This window comes from Asticcacaulis sp. P4_H10 (genome assembly GCF_056400965.1).
In genome coordinates this window covers 242,097-263,233 of the sequence record NZ_JBFUKH010000009.1, presented here as the reverse complement: position 1 = coordinate 263,233, position 21,137 = coordinate 242,097, and the positions used below count along the sequence as shown (strand labels likewise).

Here is a 21,137-nt window from a genome sequence, read left to right as displayed (position 1 = left end):
GAAAACCGTAGATCACGCCCGTCCTTCGAGTTTCAGAATTTCCTGGCGCATCTCCTTGGAACACAGCTCGCTCTTTTCAGCGAAGCTGTTGTCGGCACCGAGGACGCGGCCCTTGATGGCGGCCTCTTTCAACTGCTGGACATTGCCGACGCGCGCATAGGCCCAAAGCTTCCAGCGCGGCGTCATATACGCCTTGTACAGCCAGCTCATCGGCCAACCCGACACGCCGATAAAGATCGACACCGCCATGACCATAAGCGGCGCCTTGCCCATCGGCACGATCAGCAGGGCCTGGGCCCACGCCACCATCATGATCAGCGTCGCCGGCAGGTTGATGGTCAGGCGCGCTTTGTCGACCGCCTGATCGATGGTGATCCGATCGGTCATGACAGTTGTTCGAGTGTGACGTTGCCGTTGGTGTAGACACAGATTTCGCCGGCGATCTTCATGGCCTTGCGGGCGATGACCTCGGCGTCGGGTTCGTATTCCAGCAGGGCGCGCGCCGCCGACAGGGCGTAGGTGCCGCCCGATCCGATGGCCGCTACACCGTCTTCGGGCTCCAGCACGTCGCCGACGCCGGTGATGGTCAGGATGTGGTTGCGGTCGCCGACTAGCAGCATGGCTTCAAGGCGACGCAGGTAGCGGTCGGTCCGCCAGTCCTTGGCCAGGTCGACGCAGGCGCGCGCCAGCTGATCCGGATAAAGCTCCAGCTTGGCCTCCAACCGCTCCAGCAGCGTAAAGGCGTCGGCCGTGGCGCCGGCGAAGCCGACGATAACCTTGCCGCCGGCTAAAGTCCGGACCTTCTTGGCGCCGCCCTTGACGATGGTCGGGCCCATCGAGACCTGGCCGTCGCCGGCAATGACGGTCTTGCCGTTCTTTCGCACCGCGACGATGGTCGTGCCGTGCCAGTTGGGAAAATTTGAATCTTGCATGTCCGCTTAACTGGCGGTTTTGCCTCCGGCTTTCAAGGGCCAATTGTTATCCTTGCTATGCGGCCAATAGTCCGCCAAGCTTTCGGAAAAGACTTTGCAAGACGAAGCACCCGGAGGACACGTCCATGACCATCAGCCGCCGCGCGATAACCGCCACCCTGTTGCTGGGTCTGGCGGCCGGACAGGCCCGCGCCACCTCCGTCACCTTTCCCATGCCGCGACTGGCTATCGCGGGCCTGACTCATGGCCACGCCCATTGGGTTTTTCAGGCCGCCAAACGCGGCGACACCTTCGAGATCGTCGGCATCGCGGAACCTGATCGCGCACTGACCCGTCAGTATGTCACGCAATATGGTTTGAGCATGGATCTGGTCCACGACGACCTGGCCACGATGCTCGACAAGGTAAAGCCTATGGGCGTCATGGGCTACGGTTCAGTGGCAAGCCACATCGATATCGTACGCGCCGCCGCGCCGCGCAAAATCCATGTCATGGTTGAAAAGCCGCTGGCGATCAGTCTTTCCGACGCGCGCGAAATGGCCGCACTGGCGAAAAAGCACAGCATCCATCTGCTGACCAACTACGAGACCACATGGTATCCGACGGTCGAGACAACGCAAAGCCTGCTGGCAGGAGGCGCCATTGGACCATTGCGCAAGGCTGTCTTCCATGACGGCCACAAAGGCCCGAAGGAGATCGGCGTCGGGCCGGAATTCTTAAGCTGGCTGACCGACCCAGCACAGAACGGCGGCGGCGCGATCATCGATTTCGGCTGCTACGGCGCCAACCTGATGACCTATCTTCACCAGGGCAACCGCCCGGTCGCCGTCACCGCCGTCACGCGCAGCTTCAAGCCGGACGTCTATCCAAAAGTCGACGACGACGCGACCATCATCGTCGACTACGGCGATGCCCAGGCCATCATACAGGCGTCGTGGAACTGGCCGGTTTCGCGCAAGGACATGGAACTTTACGGCGCCACCGGCCAGATCATTGCCGAAGACGGTACCAACATGCGGCTGGTTACCGATGCCGGAGCGAGGCCCGTCAGCGCGCCGGAGCGCCGAAGACCCGGCAATGACCCGTTCGCCTATTTCTGCGCCGTCATCCGCGAAGATGTCAGACTTCAGCCGTTCGAACCCTCAGCGCTGGAAAACAACCTGATTGTCATGGAAATCCTCGACGCGGCCCTGCACAGTGCCAAGACAGGAAGGACCGTGTATCTGAACTGACGGAAACTTGCCGCGTCGGCGTTTCACTGTTATCGAATTGTCAGACAAGAGGAAACGCCATGTTGAAACAGATGACCAGCCTGGCGCTTGCGCTTGGCCTGATGAGCACACCCGTTTGGGCGCAGGACAGCTTTCCGGTGACCATCGCCGTCGATGCGGCGAAATCCCAGGGCCTGCTCAAGCCCGTCTGGCGGTTTTTCGGCGCCGATGAGCCCAACTACGCCACCATGAAGGACGGCCAGAAACTGCTCGATCATCTGGGCGAACTCAGGCCTAAGCAGGTCTATTTCCGCGCCCATAACCTCTTGAACACCGGCGACGGCACACCCGCCTTCAAGTGGGGCTCGACAAACGCCTATACCGAGGACAAGGACGGCAAGCCGGTCTATAACTGGATGATCACCGACATGATCATCGACAGCTATCTCGATCGCGGCGTCCGTCCTTATCTACAGATCGGTTTCATGCCCGAAGCCCTGTCCTCGGCACCGGAAGGCACGCAATACCGCCACTCCTGGCGGCCCGGCTTCAAGTACGAACTGATCGAAGGCGGCTGGAACTACCCGCCCAACGACTACAAGAAATGGGAAGAGTTGGTCTATCAATGGACCAAACACAATGTGGAGAAATACGGCCGCGACGAGGTCCTGACCTGGTATTTCGAGGTGTGGAATGAGCCGAACGGCCCATCTTACTGGAAGGGCACACCGGAGGAATTCTACAAGACGCACGACTACGCCATTGCCGGCGTCAAGCGCGCCCTGCCCGAAGCGAAGGTTGGCGGGCCCGATGTCGCGGGCTCCGGTGGCGCATTCATGGACGGCTTTCTCAAGCACGTCGTGTCGGGCAAGAACTATGCGACCGGCGAGACCGGCACGCCTACCGACTTTCTCGCCTTCCACGCCAAGGGCACGCCGAAATTCATAGATGGCCACGTCCAGATGGGCATGGTCAGCCAGCTCAAGGCCGTTGATACCGGTTTCGGGAAAATTGCTGCGGTCCCGGAACTGAAAGACACGCCGATCGTCATCGGCGAAAGCGATCCGGAAGGCTGCGCCGCCTGTCCGGGCAAGGCCAACGGCTATCGCAATGGCACCATGTACTCCAGCTACACGGCCGCGTCTTTCGCCCGCATCTGGGAGCTGTCGGACCGCCACAAGGTCAATCTCGAAGGCGTGCTGACCTGGGCCTTCACCTTTGAGGACCAGCCGTGGTTCGCCGGCTATCGCCAGTTGGCGACCAATGGCATTGACCTGCCGGTGCTCAATGTCTTCCGCATGTATGCCCAGTTTGGCCCTGAGCGCATCGCCGCCAGCAGTTCGGCGCAACTGCCGCTCGACGATATGATCGCCACGGTGACGCAGAAGAACGATGTCGGGGTCATGGCGACGCGCGACGGTTCGAAAGTCGCCGTCCTGGTCTGGCACTACAACGACGACGACCTGAAAGGCCCGGACGCAGCGGTGACGCTCAACCTTTCGGGCCTCGGCAAGGCGAAGACCCGCAAGGTCACCCAGTATCTGGTCGATCCCAAGACGGCCAATGCCTACACCGCCTGGCAGGACATGGGCGCACCGCAATCGCCTAATCAGGATCAGTACAAGGTCCTGGAGGCCGCTTCGGTCATGCATCCAACTGCCTTGGCGCCGCTGACGGTCACCAAGGGCGCCGCCAAGGTCGATCTTACGCTGGTTCGTCAGGGCGTAACGCTGCTGATCGTCGAATAGGCTTGGATCAGGCGGCATTCGGTCCTATTTAGCCGTCATGCTTACCGACGACGAAATCGACCGCTATGCCCGCCATCTCGTGCTGAAGGAAATCGGCGGGATTGGCCAGCTAAAGCTCAAGGCCGCGAAGGTCGCTCTTGTCGGCATGGGCGGGATCGGTGCGCCGGCCGCGCTCTATCTCGCAGCGGCCGGTGTCGGCACGCTGGGCCTGATCGATGACGACACCGTGTCGCTGAGCAATCTGCAACGGCAGGTGCTTTATGCGACCGGCGATGTCGGCCGGGGCAAGGCCGATACAGCCAAAGATGCGCTGCACGGCATCAATCCGCATACGGACTGCCAGGTCCACGCCGTGCGCCTCGATGACGACAATACCGCCGATATCCTAGGCGGCTATGACATTGTGCTCGACGGCTGCGATAACTTCCCGACGCGGCTTTTGGTCAATCGCATTTGCCAAAACTTGAAAAAGCCGCTGGTATCGGCAGCGCTTGGCCGCTGGAGCGGCCAATTGTCCGTCTTCGACGGCACGCCCTGCTATCAGTGCCTGGTGCCGGACATCCCGCCTGACGCCGAAACCTGTGAGCGCGTGGGGGTTGTCGGCGCGCTTGCCGGCGTCATGGGATCGCTGGCAGCGCTGGAAACCATCAAGCTGATCACCGGCGCCGGTGAGCCACTGCGCGGCCAACTGCTGATCTTCGACGGCCTGACGATGCAGTCGCGCGTCGTCAAGCTGTCGGTCGATCCCGACTGCCCGGTCTGCCACGGTTAGAAGACGGTTTTCCGCAACCCAAAACTATGGCATGATAGTTTCAATCGCAAACATATGCGCGCCACAGGACGGGATGCACTCAGGGCCACTCACCTGATGGATGCGACATGCCGCCAAGCACCGCAACAGCCACCACCGCCAATAACGACAAGGAGAGCCTGCTCTATCCTGCCGTCAAGCACACCCTGATCGAAGACATCTATGCGTTTGCCATCGGCTGTTCATTTGTCGTGCTGGGCATGATGTTCCTGAAGGCGGCAGGCCTGGTCACTGGCGGCGTCGCCGGTATCGCGCTGCTGGCCTCTTACGTGGTGCCTCTGCCGGTCGGCCTGTTGTTCCTGCTGATCAATATCCCGTTCTTCCTGTTTGCCTGGCCGGCCATGGGCAAGCGCTTCATGCTGAAGACCGTCATCGTCAACCTGGCGATCATGGCAGGCGCGCAACTGGCGCCCTACGCCTTCCATCTCGACAAGGTCCATCCGGTATTTGCCGCGCTTTTCGGCGGCACGGTCATCGGCATGGGCATCCTGTCGTTGGCCCGTCACAGCGCTGGCGCTGGGGGGACGGGCGTTCTGGCGCTCTATCTTCAAAAGACGCGCAACATCAATGCCGGCAAGACGCAGATGGTCTGCGATGCGCTGATCCTGTCCGCCTCGATCTTCGTCCTCAACGGTCAGCAGATCATATTCTCGGTGCTTTCGGCGATCGCCATGAGCGGCGTGTTGATCGGCTTTCACAAGCCCGAGCGCTATATCGGGCGTTAATTTTTTGACGCGCTTTTAATCCAAAAACCGCGTTGCACTTTTTGAAAAGCGCTTAGTCGTCAGTATAAACGCTGTCACCGATAAAGATCATTTCCGGATCGGGCTGAGGCGGTGTCTTCCGCAAGGCAAAGGCAAAGAATTCGCGCTTTACCGTGCCGTCGGCATAGGTCAGGGTCAACGTATGATCCTTGACCACATAGGTGCCGTTCTTGCCATTGCTGGCGCTGACCGCCGTCGCCCAGCCGCTCATGTTCCCCGAGCTTGTCGCACCAACATCGGAACCCTCGACAAAACGACCATCGGGCGCAAAGGCGATCTTGCTCTTGATCGCGATCGTCACCTCGCCGCCCAGCGCCGAATTGCCGCCGCCCGACAGACACTTATAGGCTGGTAAAAGCTTCGCCGCCGACGCCGGATAGGCCTTGAAGAACTGGCCCTGCTGAAGTTCGTACGTGTTGGCCTTGCCAGAAACGCCAGTCAGAACAAAAGCCGCACCGGCCTTGTTCCACTTCCCCCAGGACCGTGGCCGCGCCTGACGGTCGGCACCGATATCCATGTCTTCCAGCGCCGCATCGCGGATCTCCACATAGCTGCCGTCCTTGAACAGGATGATCGGCTCGAAATCCATGCCCGCCATGCCGCCGACACCAAAGGTCCCTATCAGCCGGAAATAGACGCCATCGACCTTAGCCCAGCTCTGGACAAAGCGTGCATTGGGCGCGGCCTTGACGCTTGCAGGTCTCAAAGCGGCAATTGGCGCAACAGGCGCCGCGACACGATCGACCTTGCCGAAATTAGCCAGGCACAGCAACAGGAGTTGCGGAATATGCGCCTGGCTTTCAGGCTTGGCTGGCGCGCGGATATGACAGACACCGCTGCCGCTCTCCGACGCTACCAGCATATGAATCTGCCCTGGGTCCTTGCCAAACGACCGCACCACAAAGGCGATCGCCGTACCCGTGGAGGTATCGACCTTGGGCTCGGGCCCGGCCGATGCCCCACCAAGCGTCTCTTCCAGCCGTGTAATGGCCGTGTTGAGGCTCCCGCCTGGGTCGACGGCGGGACCGCCTTCTTCCTCCATCGCGACCGTGATGCCGAGCGGATTGTCATAGGCCAGTGGTCCGGCATGCGCCATGGGCGCGGCCAGCACCAGGCCGAGGCCGGCGATGGATTTCAAGAACAGCATTGACGGTCTCCCGAACAGGATGCCCGCCCCGGGCTATCTACCGTCACAAACGCGACAAAAGGATGACGAAGCTATCCGCTTACCGTGAACAGGTCGCGCAGCCAATCCTTGACCTCATCGATGATCTGGTGCTGACGCGTCGATAGAACCGCCCCGTCCTGGACGATATGGTCGGACAGGATTTTCATGGCGCGATCATACGGCGTGCCCTCGCAATGGCTGGTTTCGGCGATGCGCTTCAACGACTCGGCGATAAGTCTCGGATCTTGCGAAGCAAAGAGGTTGGCGTGGTCACTTTCGGAATCCCGGGGCCATTTCCTGATCGTCACCATGCGCGCTCCATGCCAGCCTGACACACTCTGCACTTCGCGGAATCAGGAAGGAATTTGCGGGCAATCCGTGAGATATCAGAAGGTGGCAAACGCAATACATCCGGCTCATTAGACAAGGCCGACCTTTTCCTGTATAGACCGCGCCTTCATCCCGAAATGCCCTGTCCGAAAGCCGCTTGCCTTGGCCCATACGCTCGACCTGTCTCAAAAGCCTGCCTCCACTCAGCTGGTGAACATCACCGGCCTGACGCGCGAAGGCCTGACGCAGGCCTTGATCGATTCCGGCGTGGTCGAGGCGCGCAAGGCCAGGATGCGCATGCAGCAGATCTGGCGCTGGGTGCACCATTACGGCGTCATCGATTTCGACCAGATGACCGACATCGCAAAAGACCAGCGCGCCCTGTTCCGCGACAAGTTCACCCTGGCCCGGCCGGAAATCGTCGAGCGTCAGATTTCCAGGGACGGCACGCGCAAATACCTGATCCGCATGGCGCCAGGCATCGAGGTCGAAAGCGTCTATATTCCAGGCGTCGGACGCGCCGGCGCCTTGTGCGTTTCCAGCCAGGTCGGCTGTACCCTCAACTGCTCGTTCTGCCACACCGGCACGCAGAAGCTGGTGCGTAACCTGACCGCTGCGGAAATCGTCGCTCAGGTCCAGGTGGCGCGCGACGACCTCGGCGAATGGCCGTCGCCCAAGGAAGATCGCCAGCTGTCCAATATCGTTTTCATGGGCATGGGCGAGCCGCTGTACAATCTGGACAATGTCGCCGCGGCCATCGACATTATCTCTGACGGCGAAGGCATCGCCATTTCGCGCCGCCGCATCACGGTGTCGACCTCGGGCGTCACGCCGGAACTGCATGCCCTGGGCGAGCGCACCGCCGCCATGCTGGCCATCTCGCTGCACGCCACCAATGATGAGCTGCGCGATGTGCTGGTTCCGCTCAACAAGAAGTACAATATCGAGACGCTGATGGCGGCCATCCGCGCCTATCCGGGCCTGTCGAACGCCCGCCGTGTGACGTTCGAGTACGTCATGCTGAAAGGCATCAACGATACGCCGGCCGAGGCGCGCGCCTTGATCCGCTTACTCAAGGGCATTCCGGCCAAGATCAACCTGATCCCGTTCAACCCGTGGCCGGGCACCGACTATGAGTGTTCGGACTGGCGGACGATCGAGACCTTCGCCGCCGTGCTCAACAAGGCCGGCTATGCCTCGCCGATCCGCACGCCACGCGGCCGCGACATTCTCGCCGCCTGCGGTCAGTTGAAGTCGGAGAGCGAGAAGCAACGCGCCAGCGTGCTGCGCCGCAATCAACGCGATGACACTGCGTCAAACGAGGACATCGATGCCGATGATGACCACGGCGAGAGCCTGCCGTTCGCCTATCTGGCCTCTGGAATGGACTCTTAAATCGCGTATTTGTAACGCCTGGCGCAATTCACAGCGAAAGTGTCCACAGGCCTGGGTCGCTGGACTTGATCTTGCAGGAAGTTTCCAGCATACCTAACGGGCCGGTGGAGAACGCCGCCGGACCGCACCGCAAAAAGTGCCGCAGGGGACCGTTTCGCACATGACATCCGACACGCTCAATCTCAGCTTCCTGACGCCCGAAGTGCTGCGTCCGGAAATGCAGGCCTTCGCCTCGGGCTTCGTCACCACCCTGCTGCACGGTGGCGTCGCGCTGCTGATGCTGATGATCGGCGCCACCGTCTATTCGATCCTGACGCCCTACAAGGAAATCCAGCAGATCCGCGAAGGCAATTCGGCCGCAGCGGTCGGCTATGGCGGCGTCATTATCGGCCTGGCCATCCCGTTGGCCGCCTCCATCGTCGCCTCGACCTCCTTGCGCGAAATCGTACTGTGGGGTGGCGCGACCATCCTGCTGCAACTGTTCGTCTTCCGCATGGTGGACTTCCTGCTGGCCGGCCTGCCCAACCGCATGAATGATGGCGAAGTCTCCGCCGCCGTGCTGCTGGTCGCCGCCAAGCTGGCCGCCGCACTGCTCCTCGCCGCCACCGTCCAGTAAGGGCCCGGTTATGAAGCTAGACTGGCTTCTTTACGGTGCTTGCGTCGCCATCGTTACAGTGGTGACCAGCCAGTGGCATGAGAACTCGCCGGCGCCGCCTGCCCCGCCGCCCCCAGGCGTCGGTGAAATGGCCCTGTTCGCCAACTTCACGCCGTTTACCGCCGGATCGATCATCAACCTGCCGATCGACGATCAGCGCGTCATGACCGGTACGGCCTTCAGCCTGTCGCAGACCGGCGACTGGGTTGTGTCGCGCCAGAGCATTCGCGGCTGTACCCACCCGTTCCTCAATATTGGCGGCAATCTCGGCGTCCCGTTCAAGGTACGTGAAGTCCCGGGCGTCGACAGCTATGTCATCGGCGTGACCGATGGCGGCGCCCGTCCTCTGTCCCTGGTCGATGCCAAGACGATCGAACCGGGTGTACGCGGCTTCATGCCAGGCTTTCCCGCTGGCGAGCCAGGTGAAGCGACAGCCCGCCTGATCGGCGCAACCGTGCTGGAACGTTCCAAGCGTGGCGGCCATAATGAGGTGGTTCTGGCCTGGGCCGCGGCCGGCCGCACCCAGGGCATCGAAGGTGATCTCAATCACCTGACGGGCGGGCCGGTCATCGACGACAATTCGCGCGTCGTCGGCATCGTCATCAAGGAAGCTCCGCGCCGTGGCCGCATCTATACCTCCGTCCCGGAGGCCGTGGTGCAGCTGGCTAATGCCAGTCAGCGCAAGCCGGACTACGACGCCGAAGCGACCATCACAAAGCGCAATTACGGCATCGTCGCCGACACGCTGCGCCGTGAATACCGCGTGGCGCAGGTCGGGTGCATCAAGTCGTAAGCTGAGATTCTTGGATATTTTTCCTTCCCCGTTCATGGGAAAGGAAAGAAGCCTGGCAAATCTGCTGCCGCTTTCGCGCAAGTCTTCCGGTATAAGCGCTCCATGACACCTCTCGACCCAGCGCATTTAACGGCCCTCGCCGCCGCCGATCCAAAGTTCCGGCCCATCAGCGAACAGTTCGGCCACATTACCTTCCGCAAGCGCGACAATGGCTTTCCCGCCCTGCTGGGCCTGATCGTCGAGCAACAGTTGTCGGTCAAGGCAGCCAATACCATCATCGCCCGACTGCACGCCGGCCTCCAGGATGTGAGCCCACAAGCCGTGCTCAGCCACGACCATGACCTGATGCGCAGCTACGGCCTGTCGCGGCCCAAGATCGGCTATGCCCGCTCACTCGCCGAGGCCTTCCACTCCGGCCACTTGACGGCCGAAGCCCTGGCCGCCATGGAAACCGAGGCCGCAGTCAAGCACCTGATGGCGCTCAAGGGCATCGGGCGCTGGACCGCCGAGGTCTATCTGATGTTCTCCGAAGCGCGGCTTGACCTGTTTCCGGTCGGTGACATCGCCCTGCGCGAAGCCGTTGGTTGGCTGGACGGGCTGGAGGCGCGGCCAAACGAGTTGTACTGCGCCGAACGCGCTCTTAGATGGTCGCCCTACCGCTCCATTGCATCGCATCTGTTGTGGGCGTGGTACGGCGCCGTTAAACGCGGCGAGGCCAGCCGTGAGCTATAATTTCGAAGGAAAGTTGTGGCGATATCACGCCGAAAAGGCCTCCTGGGTGTTCATTACCCTGCCCGAAGGCGTCGCCTTTGCCATTCGCTGTGAGGCAGCAACCCGCGGCTGGGGCTCGGTCAAGGTGACGGCACAGATCGGGGCCACGCGCTTTCAGACCTCGCTGTTCCCGCACAAGGCATCGAACAGCTATTTCTTGCCGGTCAAGGCCACCGTCCGCAAAGCGGAACATTTGGCCGACGGCGACATTACGACTGTGCAACTCACATTGGTATAAGCGGATCGCCGATGCGAACGGCGCCGCCTTCAAGCACGCGGGCCGTAATACCCCCGTGGCCGCGCACGGCATTGTAGCCGCCTTCGCCAAAGATCTCTTCCATTCGCGAGCAGGGATGACATTCGCCAGTCGTTTCCAGGACTGCGTTCCCAAGCCGGAACCTCCTGCTTTTCAACGCCAGCAGATTGATACCTGAGACGACGATATTGCGCCGAAGCTGCTCGGGCGCCACGTTCTGGCCGAGAAAGGCGGAGATGGCGTCGACGTTCTCCCGCGCGATCAGTGTCACATGGCGCTCACCACTACGGCCAGAGTAACGGTCTCCGATCAGACCGTGGCTCGTATCGAGCATGGCCTCCTCTACAACGGAGATCGGTGCGCGCCGTTTCGGACGCACACCGATCCATTCGACCTTACCTGGCCGCACGCGGGCATTCATCAGGCCGGCGAGCGGCGAAGCAGAATTAAGCATCAAGCTATCTTACACGCTTACTGCTTATCTTTCACTTCGATTTCAGGCTTGCCCTCGCCGGGCTTCAACGTCACGTCGGGGCGCAGCACGTGGTGCTGGGCGTCCTGCGGCACGCGGAAACGGTGCTGGTCTTCCGGCGGGAAATATTCCTTGTCCTCGCCCGATTGGTTCAGCTCATTAGGCCGAAAGATGAGCTTGCCCTCGTAGGTGCCTTCCTGCGACAGCGGATCGTCGCGGCGTTCGGCATGGTCCTGAGGCTGGTCTTCGAGCTTGAACGGCGCCTCGCCACCTTCCGGCTTTTGAACGACATCGCTTGAGCCCCCCATGACGGCGTTAGCAGCGTCGCTCTGAATGTCGCGGGTTCCACGATCAACGGAAGTGTTCGCGGGCGAAATTACACCTGTGTCCGGGCTAACGCCGTCGGCGGCGATAGTCTCTTCTTCAGCGATATCGGTACGCGCATTGGCGTAGGAGGTATCCGCCGAACCCTGAAGCTCGGTATCCGGGCTGGCCTGGCCTTGAATGCCGACAATGGAGTCGAAGCCGGTTGTCTCGCCACCCAGGCCATTGCCAGGGCTGTTGGTCTGTTCCGGATGCAGGGTCGTGCTGTCTTGGGTCTGTCCCTGTGATTGCGACTGACCGTCCTGAGATTGATCAAAACGGGCACGGTCATTGTGAATCTGGTCTGCCATGGGAGTCGCTCCTTCCTATTGAAAGAGGAGCGTACTCCCGAGCCCAGTAAGGATCGGATGCCGGAATTACCGAGGCGCGTAAGCCACTGGTAAGAGCGGGCCCTTGCTTCAGTTTAACCCTTTTGCGCCCTCGATCAGATCTTTCACGACTGAAGGGTCTGCCAGCGTCGAGATATCGCCCAGGGCTTCCGGCTGGCCTTCGGCGATCTTGCGCAGGATACGGCGCATGATCTTGCCCGAACGCGTCTTGGGCAGGCCCGGCGCCCACTGGATGACGTCCGGCGAGGCAATCGGGCCGATTTCACGGCGGACATGGTCTCGCAGTTCCTTCTTGAGATCGTCCGTGCCCTGAAGACCGGCTTTCAGCGTCACATAACACCAGATGCCCTGACCCTTGATGTCGTGCGGATAGCCGACGACTGCCGCCTCGGTGACACCCGAGTGGCCGACCAGGGCGCTTTCGACTTCGGCCGTGCCGATGCGGTGGCCTGAGACGTTCAGCACGTCATCGACGCGGCCGGTGATCCAGTAATAACCATCGGCGTCACGGCGGCAGCCGTCACCGGTGAAGTACATGCCGGGATAGGTCGAGAAGTAGGTCTCAAGGAAGCGCTGGTGGTCGCCGAAGACCGTGCGCATCTGGCCTGGCCACGAATCCGCAATACACAGATTGCCTTCGGTGGCGCCTTCCAGCACCTTGCCTTCGGCATCGACCAGCACCGGCACGACGCCCGGCAAAGGCAGGGTCGCGGAGCCCGGCTTGGCGGGTACAGCACCCGGCACCGGCGTGATCAGGTGACCGCCGGTTTCGGTCTGCCACCAGGTGTCGACAATCGGGCAACGACCATCACCAACCACGCGATGATACCACATCCAGGCTTCCGGATTTATCGGTTCCCCGACCGTCCCGAGCAGGCGCAGGGACGCGCGGCTGTATTTCTTCACCGGCTCTTCGCCTTCGCGCATCAGGGCACGGATGGCGGTTGGCGCGGTGTAGAAGGTATTGACCTTGTGCTTGTCGATAACCGCCCAGAAGCGGCTGACGTCGGGGTAGTTTGGCACGCCTTCAAACATCAACGAGGTCGCGCCATTGGCCAGCGGGCCGTAGACGACGTAGGAATGGCCCGTGACCCAGCCGACATCGGCCGTGCACCAGAAGATATCGCCGTCCTGATAGTCGAAGGTGGTCTTGAAGGTATAGCTGGCCCAGGCCAGGTAACCGCCCGTGGTGTGCAGCACGCCCTTGGGCTTGCCGGTAGACCCCGAGGTGTAGAGGATGAAGAGCGGGTCTTCGGCGTTCATCGGCTCGGGCGGGCAGACGTCGGATACGTCTTTGAGTGCCTCGGGCACACTGACATCGCGGCCGCCGTGCTTGATATATGCAGCAGCCGTATGTTCGACGACCAGCACGTTGCGGACATTGGGACACTGCAACAGAGCCAGATCGACATTGGCCTTGAGCGGGATCGATTTACCGCCGCGCAGGCCTTCATTGGCGGTGACGACGATATCCGACTGGCAGTCTATGATACGGTTGGCAATACTGTCCGGCGAGAAACCACCGAACACGACGCTGTGCACGGCGCCGATACGGGCGCAGGCCAGCATGAAATAGGCCGCTTCCGGCACCATCGGCAGATAAAGCGTGACGCGGTCGCCCTTGTTGACGCCGTACTGCTTCAGCAGGTTGGCGCGCTTGTTGACCTCGACCGACAACTGGCGATAGGTGACCGTTGAAGACACACCGGGATCATCGCCTTCGAAGATCAGCGCGACCTGGTCGCCACGGCGGTTCAGATGGCGGTCGATGCAGTTGGCTGATACGTTGAGCACGCCGTCATAGTACCAGCGGATGCGGAAATCCTCGCGCTGATAGCTGACATCCTTGACCTTGCTGAACGGCTTGATCCAGTCGAGCGCCTTGCCGAGGTTCGTCCAATGCGCCTCAGGATCGCGGGCAAACAGGTCCGTCTGCGCCTTCAAACCTTCGGCTGTCAGGCTGCCTGGGCGAATGAAATCGGCGGGAACCGGGAAAATGGCGTCGTCGCTCACCTTTAGTCTCTCCTGTGTGTTCCGGCGCAGGCCCGGAAACGGCATTCTTTTGTCGGCGCGACCTTAGGAAATAAGGATTCCGGAGTCGAGAGGACCAATGCGAAAAATCGTTGGCTTTAACCGTACTTACGCCTAAAACCCGTCTCAGCCGAAACCGTCCGTTCAGGTTTTTATTTTGTCGCGATATCCAGTCAAAAACCGCTGCACACTTTTTGGCATATCGCTTTAGGAGTTCCCATGCTGCTTCATCTGTCGACCTGGTGCGAAATCGAAAAGCGCCTTGAAGGCTCGCGCACCGTCATTGTGCCGATCGGTTCCAATGAACAGCACGGCCCCATGGGATTGCTCGGCACCGACTGGCTGTGCCCGGAAATCATCGCCCACGCCGCCGAAAAGGAAGGCGACCTGCTGATCGCGCCGACCTTCAATATCGGCATGGCGCAACACCATCTGGGCTTTCCGGGCACCATTTCGCTGCGCCCGACGACCTTCATGTCGGCGATCGAGGACTGGGTCGATTCCCTGGCACGGCACGGCTTTGACCGCATCTATTTCCTCAACGGCCACGGCGGCAATGTCGCCACGATCGAGGCGACCTTCTCGCAGATCTATTCGCACTATTCGTACTCGGGCAACCCCTGCCCGTTTATCCTGAAGCTGCGCAACTGGTGGGACTTGCCGGGCATCATGCGCCTGGCCGCGAGGCTTTATCCGACCGGCCACGGCAGCCATGCCACGCCGTCGGAAATCGCCGTCACCTTCGCCGCCTATCCCGATCATGTGAAGTCCGCGCCAATGGAACCGAAGATCGCGCCAGATGGTCCCATACGCGATGCGCTCGATTACCGCGCGCGTTTCCCCGACGGCCGCATCGGGTCGGATTCGTCGCTGGCCACCATCGAGGACGGCCGGGCTCTCATCGAAGCGGCGGTCAAGGGCCTGCTTGACGACGTGGCCAAGCTGGAAGCGGAATAGGTTTTTAAAGAGCGCTACCACCACAAGGCCAGACTTGCATTACAGGCAAACCGGCAGCTACAGTCCGGCCATAAAAACAGGGGCCAGTGAATGACCAGCCAAGCCGCGACCACTCGTGCCCTGCGCCAGTCGCCCCTGTTCGCCGTGACGGTTTTCACCAGTGCGCTGCTGGTCTTCTTCGTACAGCCCATGGTCGGCAAGCTGCTTCTGCCGCTGCTGGGCGGCGCGCCCGCGGTGTGGAACACCTCGATGGCCTTCTTCCAGGCGGCGCTTCTGCTCGGCTACGGCTACGCTCACCTGCTGCAAAAACTGAAATCCTTCCGCATGCAGGTTATCCTGCACGGTGTCCTGCTGGGTCTCGCAGCCCTCACCCTGCCGCTTGGCATCACCAATGCATTGGGCCTGCCCAGTCCGGAACACCCCATACTGTGGATGCTGGGCGTGCTTACCCTGTCGATCGGCGCCCCATTCGCCATCCTGTCGGCGACTGCGCCGCTGGTCCAGGCCTGGTTCGCCCTGACCGCCAATCCGGACCCCACCACGGGCAAGCCGCCCGAACCTTACACGCTCTACGCCGCCAGCAATCTCGGCAGCCTGCTGTCGCTTCTTGCCTATCCCACAGTCGTCGAGCCGCTGACGCAACTGACAGACCAGCGCGTCGGCTGGAGCCTCGGCTACGGCCTGCTGGTCGTGCTCATCGTGACGCTGGGCCTGACGCGTAAAGCGCCAGCGCGAGCGGCCGCCCAAACCGCCACCGCAACACCACGCCCCTCGTGGCAGACCATGGCGGTATGGATCGGACTGGCGGCCATCCCGTCCAGTCTGATGATGGGCGTCACCACCTACCTGTCCACCGACGTCGCCTCAGCGCCTTTTCTGTGGGTCGTGCCCCTGGCGCTGTATCTGCTAACCTTCGTCCTGGCTTTCAGCTCCAAGCCCCTCATCGGCCGCAAGGTGCTGTTGATCGGCCAGGCGCTGGCGGCGTGCGCCTGCATCTACGCCCTGCCGTTTCACGGCCTGGCCATACCGCTGCAACTCCTCGTGCACCTGCTGACCTTCTTCCTGACGGCGCTGCTGTGCCATTCGGAGCTGGCCCGCGCCAGGCCGCAGCCGGAGCACCTGACGCTTTACTACCTCTGCTTGTCGATAGGGGGCGTTGTCGGCGGCGGCTTCAACGCCTTTATTGCACCTGTCGTCTTCCCGCTGGTCGTGGAATATCCACTGGCCCTGGCCCTGGCTTGCCTGGCGCGGCCATGGTGCCCTGAGCGCGAGGACCGGCGCTTCACCCAGCTCGAACTGGTATGGGCGGCCTTTGCCCTGGTCGGCGCCGTTGCGTTGCTGATCCTGCTCGTCCTGCCCTCCGACAGAATTGCCATCAACGCCCTGACGCGCTTCCTGTTCTCGATGGGGCTGGTATGCGCGTTTGCCTTGCGCGAGCGCGGCCCGGTCATGGCTGGTATAATGACGGTCGCCGCCCTGACCACGGTTACCGCGCCGCAGATCGGCATCCACGTTGTCACCGAGCGCAACTTCTATGGCGTCGTGCGCATAGCCGAAACCATAGATCCGGTTGTCGGCCCCATTCGCCGCATGACCCACGGCACGACGCTGCATGGTGCGCAGGCGCTCGATCCGCGACGCCGCTGCCAGCCGCTGACCTATTACACCCCCGAAACCGCCATCGGACAGACCATCACGGCTGTCCAGGCGCGCGCTCCCGCCGTCAACATGGCCGTTGTCGGTCTGGGCGTGGGCACCATGGCGGCCTACGTCCGGCCCCAGGACCACATGGACTATTACGAGATCGATCCGGCAGTCATACGGCTGGCGAGCGATCCGAAATATTACACCTTCCTGTCGGACTGCGCCAAGGCGCCGGTCGCCATCCACGCCGGCGATGCCCGGCTGACCCTGTCCACCCTGCCGGCAGGTCAACTCGACCTGCTGACGATCGACGCCTTTTCGTCCGACTCCGTGCCGGCGCATCTGCTGACCGTCGAAGCCATGGACATGTACCTGTCCAAGCTGAAGCCCGAAGGCGTCCTGCTGCTGCACCTGTCCAACCGTCACCTGGAATTGCGCGACCCGGTTATCGCCGCCGTCCGTCAAGTGGGTGGCAGCGCCCTGACCCAGACCAGCACCAAGTCCCTCAAAAACAGCTTCGCCCAGTCGCCGGCCATCGTCGTCATCGCCGCGCGCAATCCAGCCGCCCTGTCGGTGTTCCGCGCCGATCCGCGCTGGAATACGCGCGATCCCGGCCAGGTCAGGGCGTGGACGGACGACTACACCAACCTGATCGGCGCCATGCTGCGCCACAAGTAGTCAGTCGTAGCGATAGAGCTTCAGGCGCTGGATGCTACTTTGGCCCAGCGGGAGACGCAGGTGACGGCCCTGGTGCGTCTGGTCGCCATTGAGCCAGCGGCCTTCGAGGAACAGGCCGTCCTTGAAGCCGCCTTCAATGACCTGCTCCATGCCGACCCGCGCCTTGCCAGACGCATCGGCGAAGGTCACGGTCACGCCGGTGCCAGCGACGATGAACTCGTCCTTGCCGGTCTGGATGATCAGGCCGCCGTGGTTGGCCGGGCTCTGCTTGTCCTTTGGCGTCCACGGATCGACGAAGGTCACCGTGAAGCGATAGCTCCCCAGATTGAAGCTCTGCGGCGTCTGATCGACCGTGCCGTCATAGGCGATCGGCGGCTTGAAGCCGCGCATGGTGCGTTTGTCGCCGGTCTTGCCCTGGTGTTCGATCATCAGCGGCGTCAACTGATCCAGCACCGCATAGGCGCCGATTAAAGGATCATTCTCCGGCAGGTCCTCGATCGAAAACGGCGAGAAGCCCATCGCATCCAGTTCGCCGAAGACGAAGAAGGCGTTGGCGGCGGCCTCGGGCTTGCCGGCGTGGTTGGCCTCAGGGACGAAGAGCGGATTATCGTCGCGGCGGAACTTGCGCGCCCAGCCGGTGAAGTCCGGCCAGTAGCTATCGATGGCCAGAAGATCGACCGCGGGGGCGCCGATCTTCCAGATGTCAAACAGATGCGGCAAAGGCCCGGCCGACGGATACTGGCCCGGCGCCTTGCCCGGCGCATTCAACGCGGCGTTGACATACATGGGCAGCGGATAGGCGGCCTTGCCGGCCAGGGTCAGTTCGTTGGTAAAGACGGCATAGCCCCACGCCTGGAAGACTTCGCGGCCGGCAGGCGTATCGCCGAAGACCTCGGCCCACGTGCCCTTGGTCTTGTTGCCATTGGCGTCCCACAGGGCTTTCAGTTCCGGCGTCAGGTCGGATTTGCGTTGCTGCAGGGCAGTCATCAAAGCGGGCGACACCGGCGCCTTGAACGCCTTGTCGGCTTCGGATGAATGATCGCGCGCCGACGGCAGCATGCCGATCTCGTTCTCGACCTGGATCATGACCACCGTATGGTCGGTATCGACCGTCTTCAGATGCGCCAGAAGCGCCGCGAACGCTTTCTTGTCGGCGGCGAGATTGTCGGCGTCGAAGGCGCTGAGGATATCCTGCGCCACACCGTTTTCGTCGCGGGCGCGGCTATAGGTCTTGGCATCGTGCTTGATCCACGCCGGCGCATAGGTCGACATCGAATTCTTCCAGGCGCCGAACCATAGCAAGACGAGTTTGGTGTCATTGGCGCGTGCCTGTTCGATGACGGCATCGATGACCGAGAAGTCGAAACGGCCCTGTTGCGGCTCGATCTGGTCCCATTCGACCGGCGCCAGCACCGTGTTCAGGCCAGCTTTCGTAAGGGTCGGCCAATGGGTCGCCAGATGCGCCGGGTCGGACGCCGTCGAATTGCCAAGCTCGCCGCCCAGCATCAGGAAGGGTTTGTCATCGACAAACAGCTGCGCCGCCGTGCCCTGCTTTTCCAGCCGCGGCATGTCCTGCGCCACAGCCGCTCCGCCCAAAACCAGACCGCAAACCGTAGCCAACAGGACCGTGCGCAACATCAGGCCTTCTCCACCTTGATCGGCCGCGACATCAACAGGCCGATAGCGTCATCGACCCCGATCTTGCCACTCAGCACGGCAGCAACCGCGTTGCACAGCGGCAGGTCGACACCCTGGCGCTTGCCGAGGTCGACGACGGCCGGCGCCGATTCGACGCCTTCGGCGACCGAGACCTTGTCTTTCAGGAATTCCGCCAAAGTCTGGCCCTGACCCAGCGCCAGGCCGACGCTCATATTGCGCGACTGCGGCGATGAGCAGGTCAGCACCAGGTCGCCCATGCCGCACAGGCCGGTCATGGTCTCGGGCTTCGCGCCCATCGAGATCGCCAGCCGCGTCATTTCGGCGAACCCGCGCGTGATCAGGGCGGCGTGGGCGTTCTTGCCCAGCCCCTTGCCTTCGCTGATCCCGCAGGCGATGGCGACGACGTTCTTGATGGCGCCGCCGGCCTCGGCACCAATCAGGTCGGTCGAGAGGTAGGGCCGAAAGCTGGGGCCGGCTATGGTCGCGGCGATGCGCGCAGCGACCGCTTCGTTCTGCGAGGCGATGGTGACGGCGCTCGGCAGACCCATCGCGACTTCGCGGGCAAAGTTGGGGCCGGCCAGCACGGCCTGGCATGCCTCGGGCAGCACAGCGTCCAGCACCTCGGTCATCAGGGCATCGCTGCCGCGCTCGACCCCCTTGGAACACAGCACCACCGGCAGGCCAGCACGGGCATAGGGTTTGAAAGCCGTCAATGTGGCCCGCATGTGCTGGGCGGGTGGTACGGCCAGGATCAGATCGCAATCGGCCAGATCCGCCAGATCATTGGTCGCCATCACACCTTCCGACAGCTTGACACCGCCGAGATAGAGGCTGTTTTCGCGAACGGCGTGGATCGAGGCAACGACCTCCGGCTCACGGGCGTGGAGGGTGACGGCATTGCCGCCCAGGGTGACGACCTGCGCCAGGGCCGTGCCCCATGCGCCTGCGCCGATCACCCCGATGCGCCGGTATTGCTGCGTCATGCCTTGGCCCCTTTACGTCCCTGCGTCTTATATATCGGCGATTCCACGGCCCGCGCTTCGTCCAGCGGCCAGCGCGGCCGGGCGAGCGCAGCCATGTCGGCCGCTTTATCGTGCGGCATAGTGGCCCGCTTCGCGAAATGTTCAAGCCCGGCCAGGGCAATCATCGCTGCATTGTCGGTGCAATATTTGAGCGGCGGCGCGACAAAGGTAAAGCCGTTGCGCTTACACAGGGCCTGGAGGGCTTCGCGGACAGCGGTATTGGCGGCGACACCACCGGCGACGACGAAGTCCGGATTTGTGACATCCATCTGGTCCTTGAACTGCTTTTGCGCGCGATCGGAGCGTTCGACCAGCTGACGCGTAATCGCCGCCTGGACCGAGGCACACAAGTCGGCGCGGTCCTGTTCGGTCTTCACTTCCTCATGGGCGATCTTGGCGGCGGCGGTCTTCAGGCCCGAGAATGAGAAGGCGCAATCCTTGCGGCCTAAGAGCGCGCGCGGCAGGGTGAAGCGGCTGGCATCGCCCTTTCTGGCTTCGCGTTCCAGCGCCGGACCGCCGGGATAGCCGAGCCCCAACACCTTGGCGATCTTGTCGAAGGCTTCGCCGGCGGCATCGTCGATGGTGGTGCCGAGGCGTTCATAGTCGCCGACATCGCGGACAGACAGCAACTGACAATGGCCGCCGGAGACCAGCAGCAACAGGAAGGGAAAGCTGACATTTTCAGTCAGGCGCGCCGACAGGGCGTGGCCCTCGAGATGGTTGACCGGCACCAGTGGCAGGTCATTGGCCAAGGCATAGCCCTTGGCGAAACTTAAGCCGACCATGACACCACCGATCAGGCCGGGACCGGCAGTAGCCGCCACGGCGTCAATCTGTGCATTACCGGCTTCGCTGAGCGCCTGACGTGCCATGGCATCGATGGTTTCGACGTGGCTACGCGCGGCGATTTCGGGTACGACACCGCCGAATTCGGCGTGCTGGACGACCTGGGAATGGATGACGCTCGACAGCACTTCGACGCGGCCGTCTGCATCACGCCGCACCACGGCTACGGCCGTTTCGTCACAGCTCGATTCAATGCCAAGAACGGTAAGGGTTTGGGACATGCACTTCACTTATACCTCCCCAGCTTGCTGGGGAGGGGGACCGCGCCGTGAAACGGCGGG

Annotated in this window: 21 protein-coding genes; 11 read left to right on the top strand and 10 right to left on the bottom strand. The window is 62.1% G+C overall.

The features are described from left to right. Positions 1 to 12: 12 nt before the first annotated feature. Positions 13 to 387: a hypothetical protein gene (locus AC1DON_RS17535; RefSeq protein ID WP_476936108.1), complete on the bottom strand. Its 375-nt coding sequence runs from the start codon at positions 385 to 387 to the stop codon at positions 13 to 15. Further along, complete coding sequence (gene hslV, locus AC1DON_RS17530) at positions 384 to 932, bottom strand: ATP-dependent protease subunit HslV (RefSeq protein WP_476936107.1); 549 nt, start codon at positions 930 to 932, stop codon at positions 384 to 386. Before hslV ends, AC1DON_RS17535 begins: the two co-directional genes overlap by 4 nt. A gap of 125 nt (positions 933 to 1,057) precedes the next feature. On the opposite strand from hslV, the gene AC1DON_RS17525 reads away from it, so the two are divergent. The 4 genes from AC1DON_RS17525 to AC1DON_RS17510 all read left to right on the top strand — a co-directional run bounded on the left by AC1DON_RS17525 (position 1,058) and on the right by AC1DON_RS17510 (position 5,427). Further along, a complete protein-coding gene (locus tag AC1DON_RS17525; protein ID WP_476936106.1) occupies positions 1,058 to 2,164 on the top strand; it encodes a Gfo/Idh/MocA family protein in 1,107 nt (368 codons plus the stop codon). A 59-nt stretch (positions 2,165 to 2,223) separates the two neighbouring features. Continuing rightward, positions 2,224 to 3,891 (top strand): GH39 family glycosyl hydrolase, encoded by a 1,668-nt coding sequence (locus AC1DON_RS17520; RefSeq protein ID WP_476936105.1) that lies wholly within the window; start codon positions 2,224 to 2,226, stop codon positions 3,889 to 3,891. Between the two features lie 37 nt (positions 3,892 to 3,928). Then, positions 3,929 to 4,663, top strand: coding sequence for a HesA/MoeB/ThiF family protein (locus AC1DON_RS17515; protein WP_476936104.1), 735 nt, complete (start codon positions 3,929 to 3,931; stop codon positions 4,661 to 4,663). Between the two features lie 107 nt (positions 4,664 to 4,770). Further along, on the top strand, positions 4,771 to 5,427 hold the full coding sequence (locus AC1DON_RS17510) for a YitT family protein (protein ID WP_476936103.1): 657 nt from the start codon (positions 4,771 to 4,773) through the stop codon (positions 5,425 to 5,427). Between the two features lie 52 nt (positions 5,428 to 5,479). On the opposite strand, the gene AC1DON_RS17505 is transcribed toward AC1DON_RS17510, so the two are convergent. Beyond that, positions 5,480 to 6,613, bottom strand: coding sequence for a hypothetical protein (locus tag AC1DON_RS17505; protein ID WP_476936102.1), 1,134 nt, complete (start codon positions 6,611 to 6,613; stop codon positions 5,480 to 5,482). 71 nt (positions 6,614 to 6,684) lie between these two features. Beyond that, positions 6,685 to 6,945 (bottom strand): DUF3175 domain-containing protein, encoded by a 261-nt coding sequence (locus AC1DON_RS17500; protein ID WP_476936101.1) that lies wholly within the window; start codon positions 6,943 to 6,945, stop codon positions 6,685 to 6,687. A 181-nt stretch (positions 6,946 to 7,126) separates the two neighbouring features. Between AC1DON_RS17500 and rlmN the strand changes: the two genes are divergently transcribed. The 5 genes from rlmN (at position 7,127) to AC1DON_RS17475 (ending at position 10,816) form a co-directional block, all read left to right on the top strand. Beyond that, complete coding sequence (gene rlmN / locus AC1DON_RS17495; RefSeq protein ID WP_476936100.1) at positions 7,127 to 8,359, top strand: dual-specificity RNA methyltransferase RlmN; 1,233 nt, start codon at positions 7,127 to 7,129, stop codon at positions 8,357 to 8,359. 160 nt (positions 8,360 to 8,519) lie between these two features. Next, the gene (locus AC1DON_RS17490) at positions 8,520 to 8,975 is read left to right on the top strand and encodes a DUF350 domain-containing protein (protein ID WP_476936099.1); all 456 of its coding nucleotides are present in this window, start codon (positions 8,520 to 8,522) and stop codon (positions 8,973 to 8,975) included. Positions 8,976 to 8,985: 10 nt separating this feature from the next. Then, positions 8,986 to 9,807: a peptidase gene (locus AC1DON_RS17485; RefSeq protein ID WP_476936098.1), complete on the top strand. Its 822-nt coding sequence runs from the start codon at positions 8,986 to 8,988 to the stop codon at positions 9,805 to 9,807. Positions 9,808 to 9,909: 102 nt separating this feature from the next. Further along, on the top strand, positions 9,910 to 10,539 hold the full coding sequence (locus AC1DON_RS17480; RefSeq protein WP_476936097.1) for a DNA-3-methyladenine glycosylase family protein: 630 nt from the start codon (positions 9,910 to 9,912) through the stop codon (positions 10,537 to 10,539). Continuing rightward, positions 10,529 to 10,816 (top strand): DUF1905 domain-containing protein, encoded by a 288-nt coding sequence (locus AC1DON_RS17475; protein WP_476936096.1) that lies wholly within the window; start codon positions 10,529 to 10,531, stop codon positions 10,814 to 10,816. Before AC1DON_RS17480 ends, AC1DON_RS17475 begins: the two co-directional genes overlap by 11 nt. On the opposite strand, the gene AC1DON_RS17470 is transcribed toward AC1DON_RS17475, so the two are convergent. The 3 genes from AC1DON_RS17470 to acs form a co-directional block, all read right to left on the bottom strand. Then, positions 10,803 to 11,288, bottom strand: coding sequence for an MOSC domain-containing protein (locus AC1DON_RS17470; RefSeq protein WP_476936095.1), 486 nt, complete (start codon positions 11,286 to 11,288; stop codon positions 10,803 to 10,805). The two genes, AC1DON_RS17475 and AC1DON_RS17470, sit on opposite strands and share 14 nt — an antisense overlap. A 17-nt stretch (positions 11,289 to 11,305) precedes the next feature. Further along, positions 11,306 to 11,980 (bottom strand): hypothetical protein, encoded by a 675-nt coding sequence (locus tag AC1DON_RS17465; RefSeq protein ID WP_476936094.1) that lies wholly within the window; start codon positions 11,978 to 11,980, stop codon positions 11,306 to 11,308. A gap of 108 nt (positions 11,981 to 12,088) precedes the next feature. Further along, complete coding sequence (acs, locus tag AC1DON_RS17460) at positions 12,089 to 14,077, bottom strand: acetate--CoA ligase (protein ID WP_476936093.1); 1,989 nt, start codon at positions 14,075 to 14,077, stop codon at positions 12,089 to 12,091. Positions 14,078 to 14,269: 192 nt separating this feature from the next. Here acs and AC1DON_RS17455 point away from each other — a divergent pair, with 192 nt between their 5' ends. Together AC1DON_RS17455 and AC1DON_RS17450 are read left to right on the top strand one after the other, a co-directional pair. Continuing rightward, positions 14,270 to 15,007 (top strand): creatininase family protein, encoded by a 738-nt coding sequence (locus tag AC1DON_RS17455; protein ID WP_476936092.1) that lies wholly within the window; start codon positions 14,270 to 14,272, stop codon positions 15,005 to 15,007. A gap of 90 nt (positions 15,008 to 15,097) precedes the next feature. Then, complete coding sequence (locus tag AC1DON_RS17450; protein WP_476936091.1) at positions 15,098 to 17,329, top strand: spermidine synthase; 2,232 nt, start codon at positions 15,098 to 15,100, stop codon at positions 17,327 to 17,329. Here AC1DON_RS17450 and AC1DON_RS17445 read toward each other — a convergent pair whose 3' ends face one another. From AC1DON_RS17445 to tsaD, 3 genes are read right to left on the bottom strand one after another with little or no spacing between them, the layout of a single operon-like run. Then, a complete protein-coding gene (locus AC1DON_RS17445; RefSeq protein WP_476936090.1) occupies positions 17,330 to 18,967 on the bottom strand; it encodes a GH35 family beta-galactosidase in 1,638 nt (545 codons plus the stop codon). It abuts the gene before it with no gap. Next, positions 18,967 to 19,971, bottom strand: coding sequence for an NAD(P)H-dependent glycerol-3-phosphate dehydrogenase (locus tag AC1DON_RS17440; RefSeq protein WP_476936089.1), 1,005 nt, complete (start codon positions 19,969 to 19,971; stop codon positions 18,967 to 18,969). The genes AC1DON_RS17445 and AC1DON_RS17440 overlap by 1 nt, the downstream gene beginning before the upstream one ends. Next, positions 19,968 to 21,077 carry a tRNA (adenosine(37)-N6)-threonylcarbamoyltransferase complex transferase subunit TsaD gene (gene tsaD / locus AC1DON_RS17435; protein WP_476936088.1) on the bottom strand — a complete coding sequence of 370 codons (1,110 nt, stop codon included), beginning with the start codon at positions 21,075 to 21,077 and terminating at the stop codon, positions 19,968 to 19,970. The genes AC1DON_RS17440 and tsaD overlap by 4 nt, the downstream gene beginning before the upstream one ends. Positions 21,078 to 21,137 lie beyond the last annotated feature (60 nt).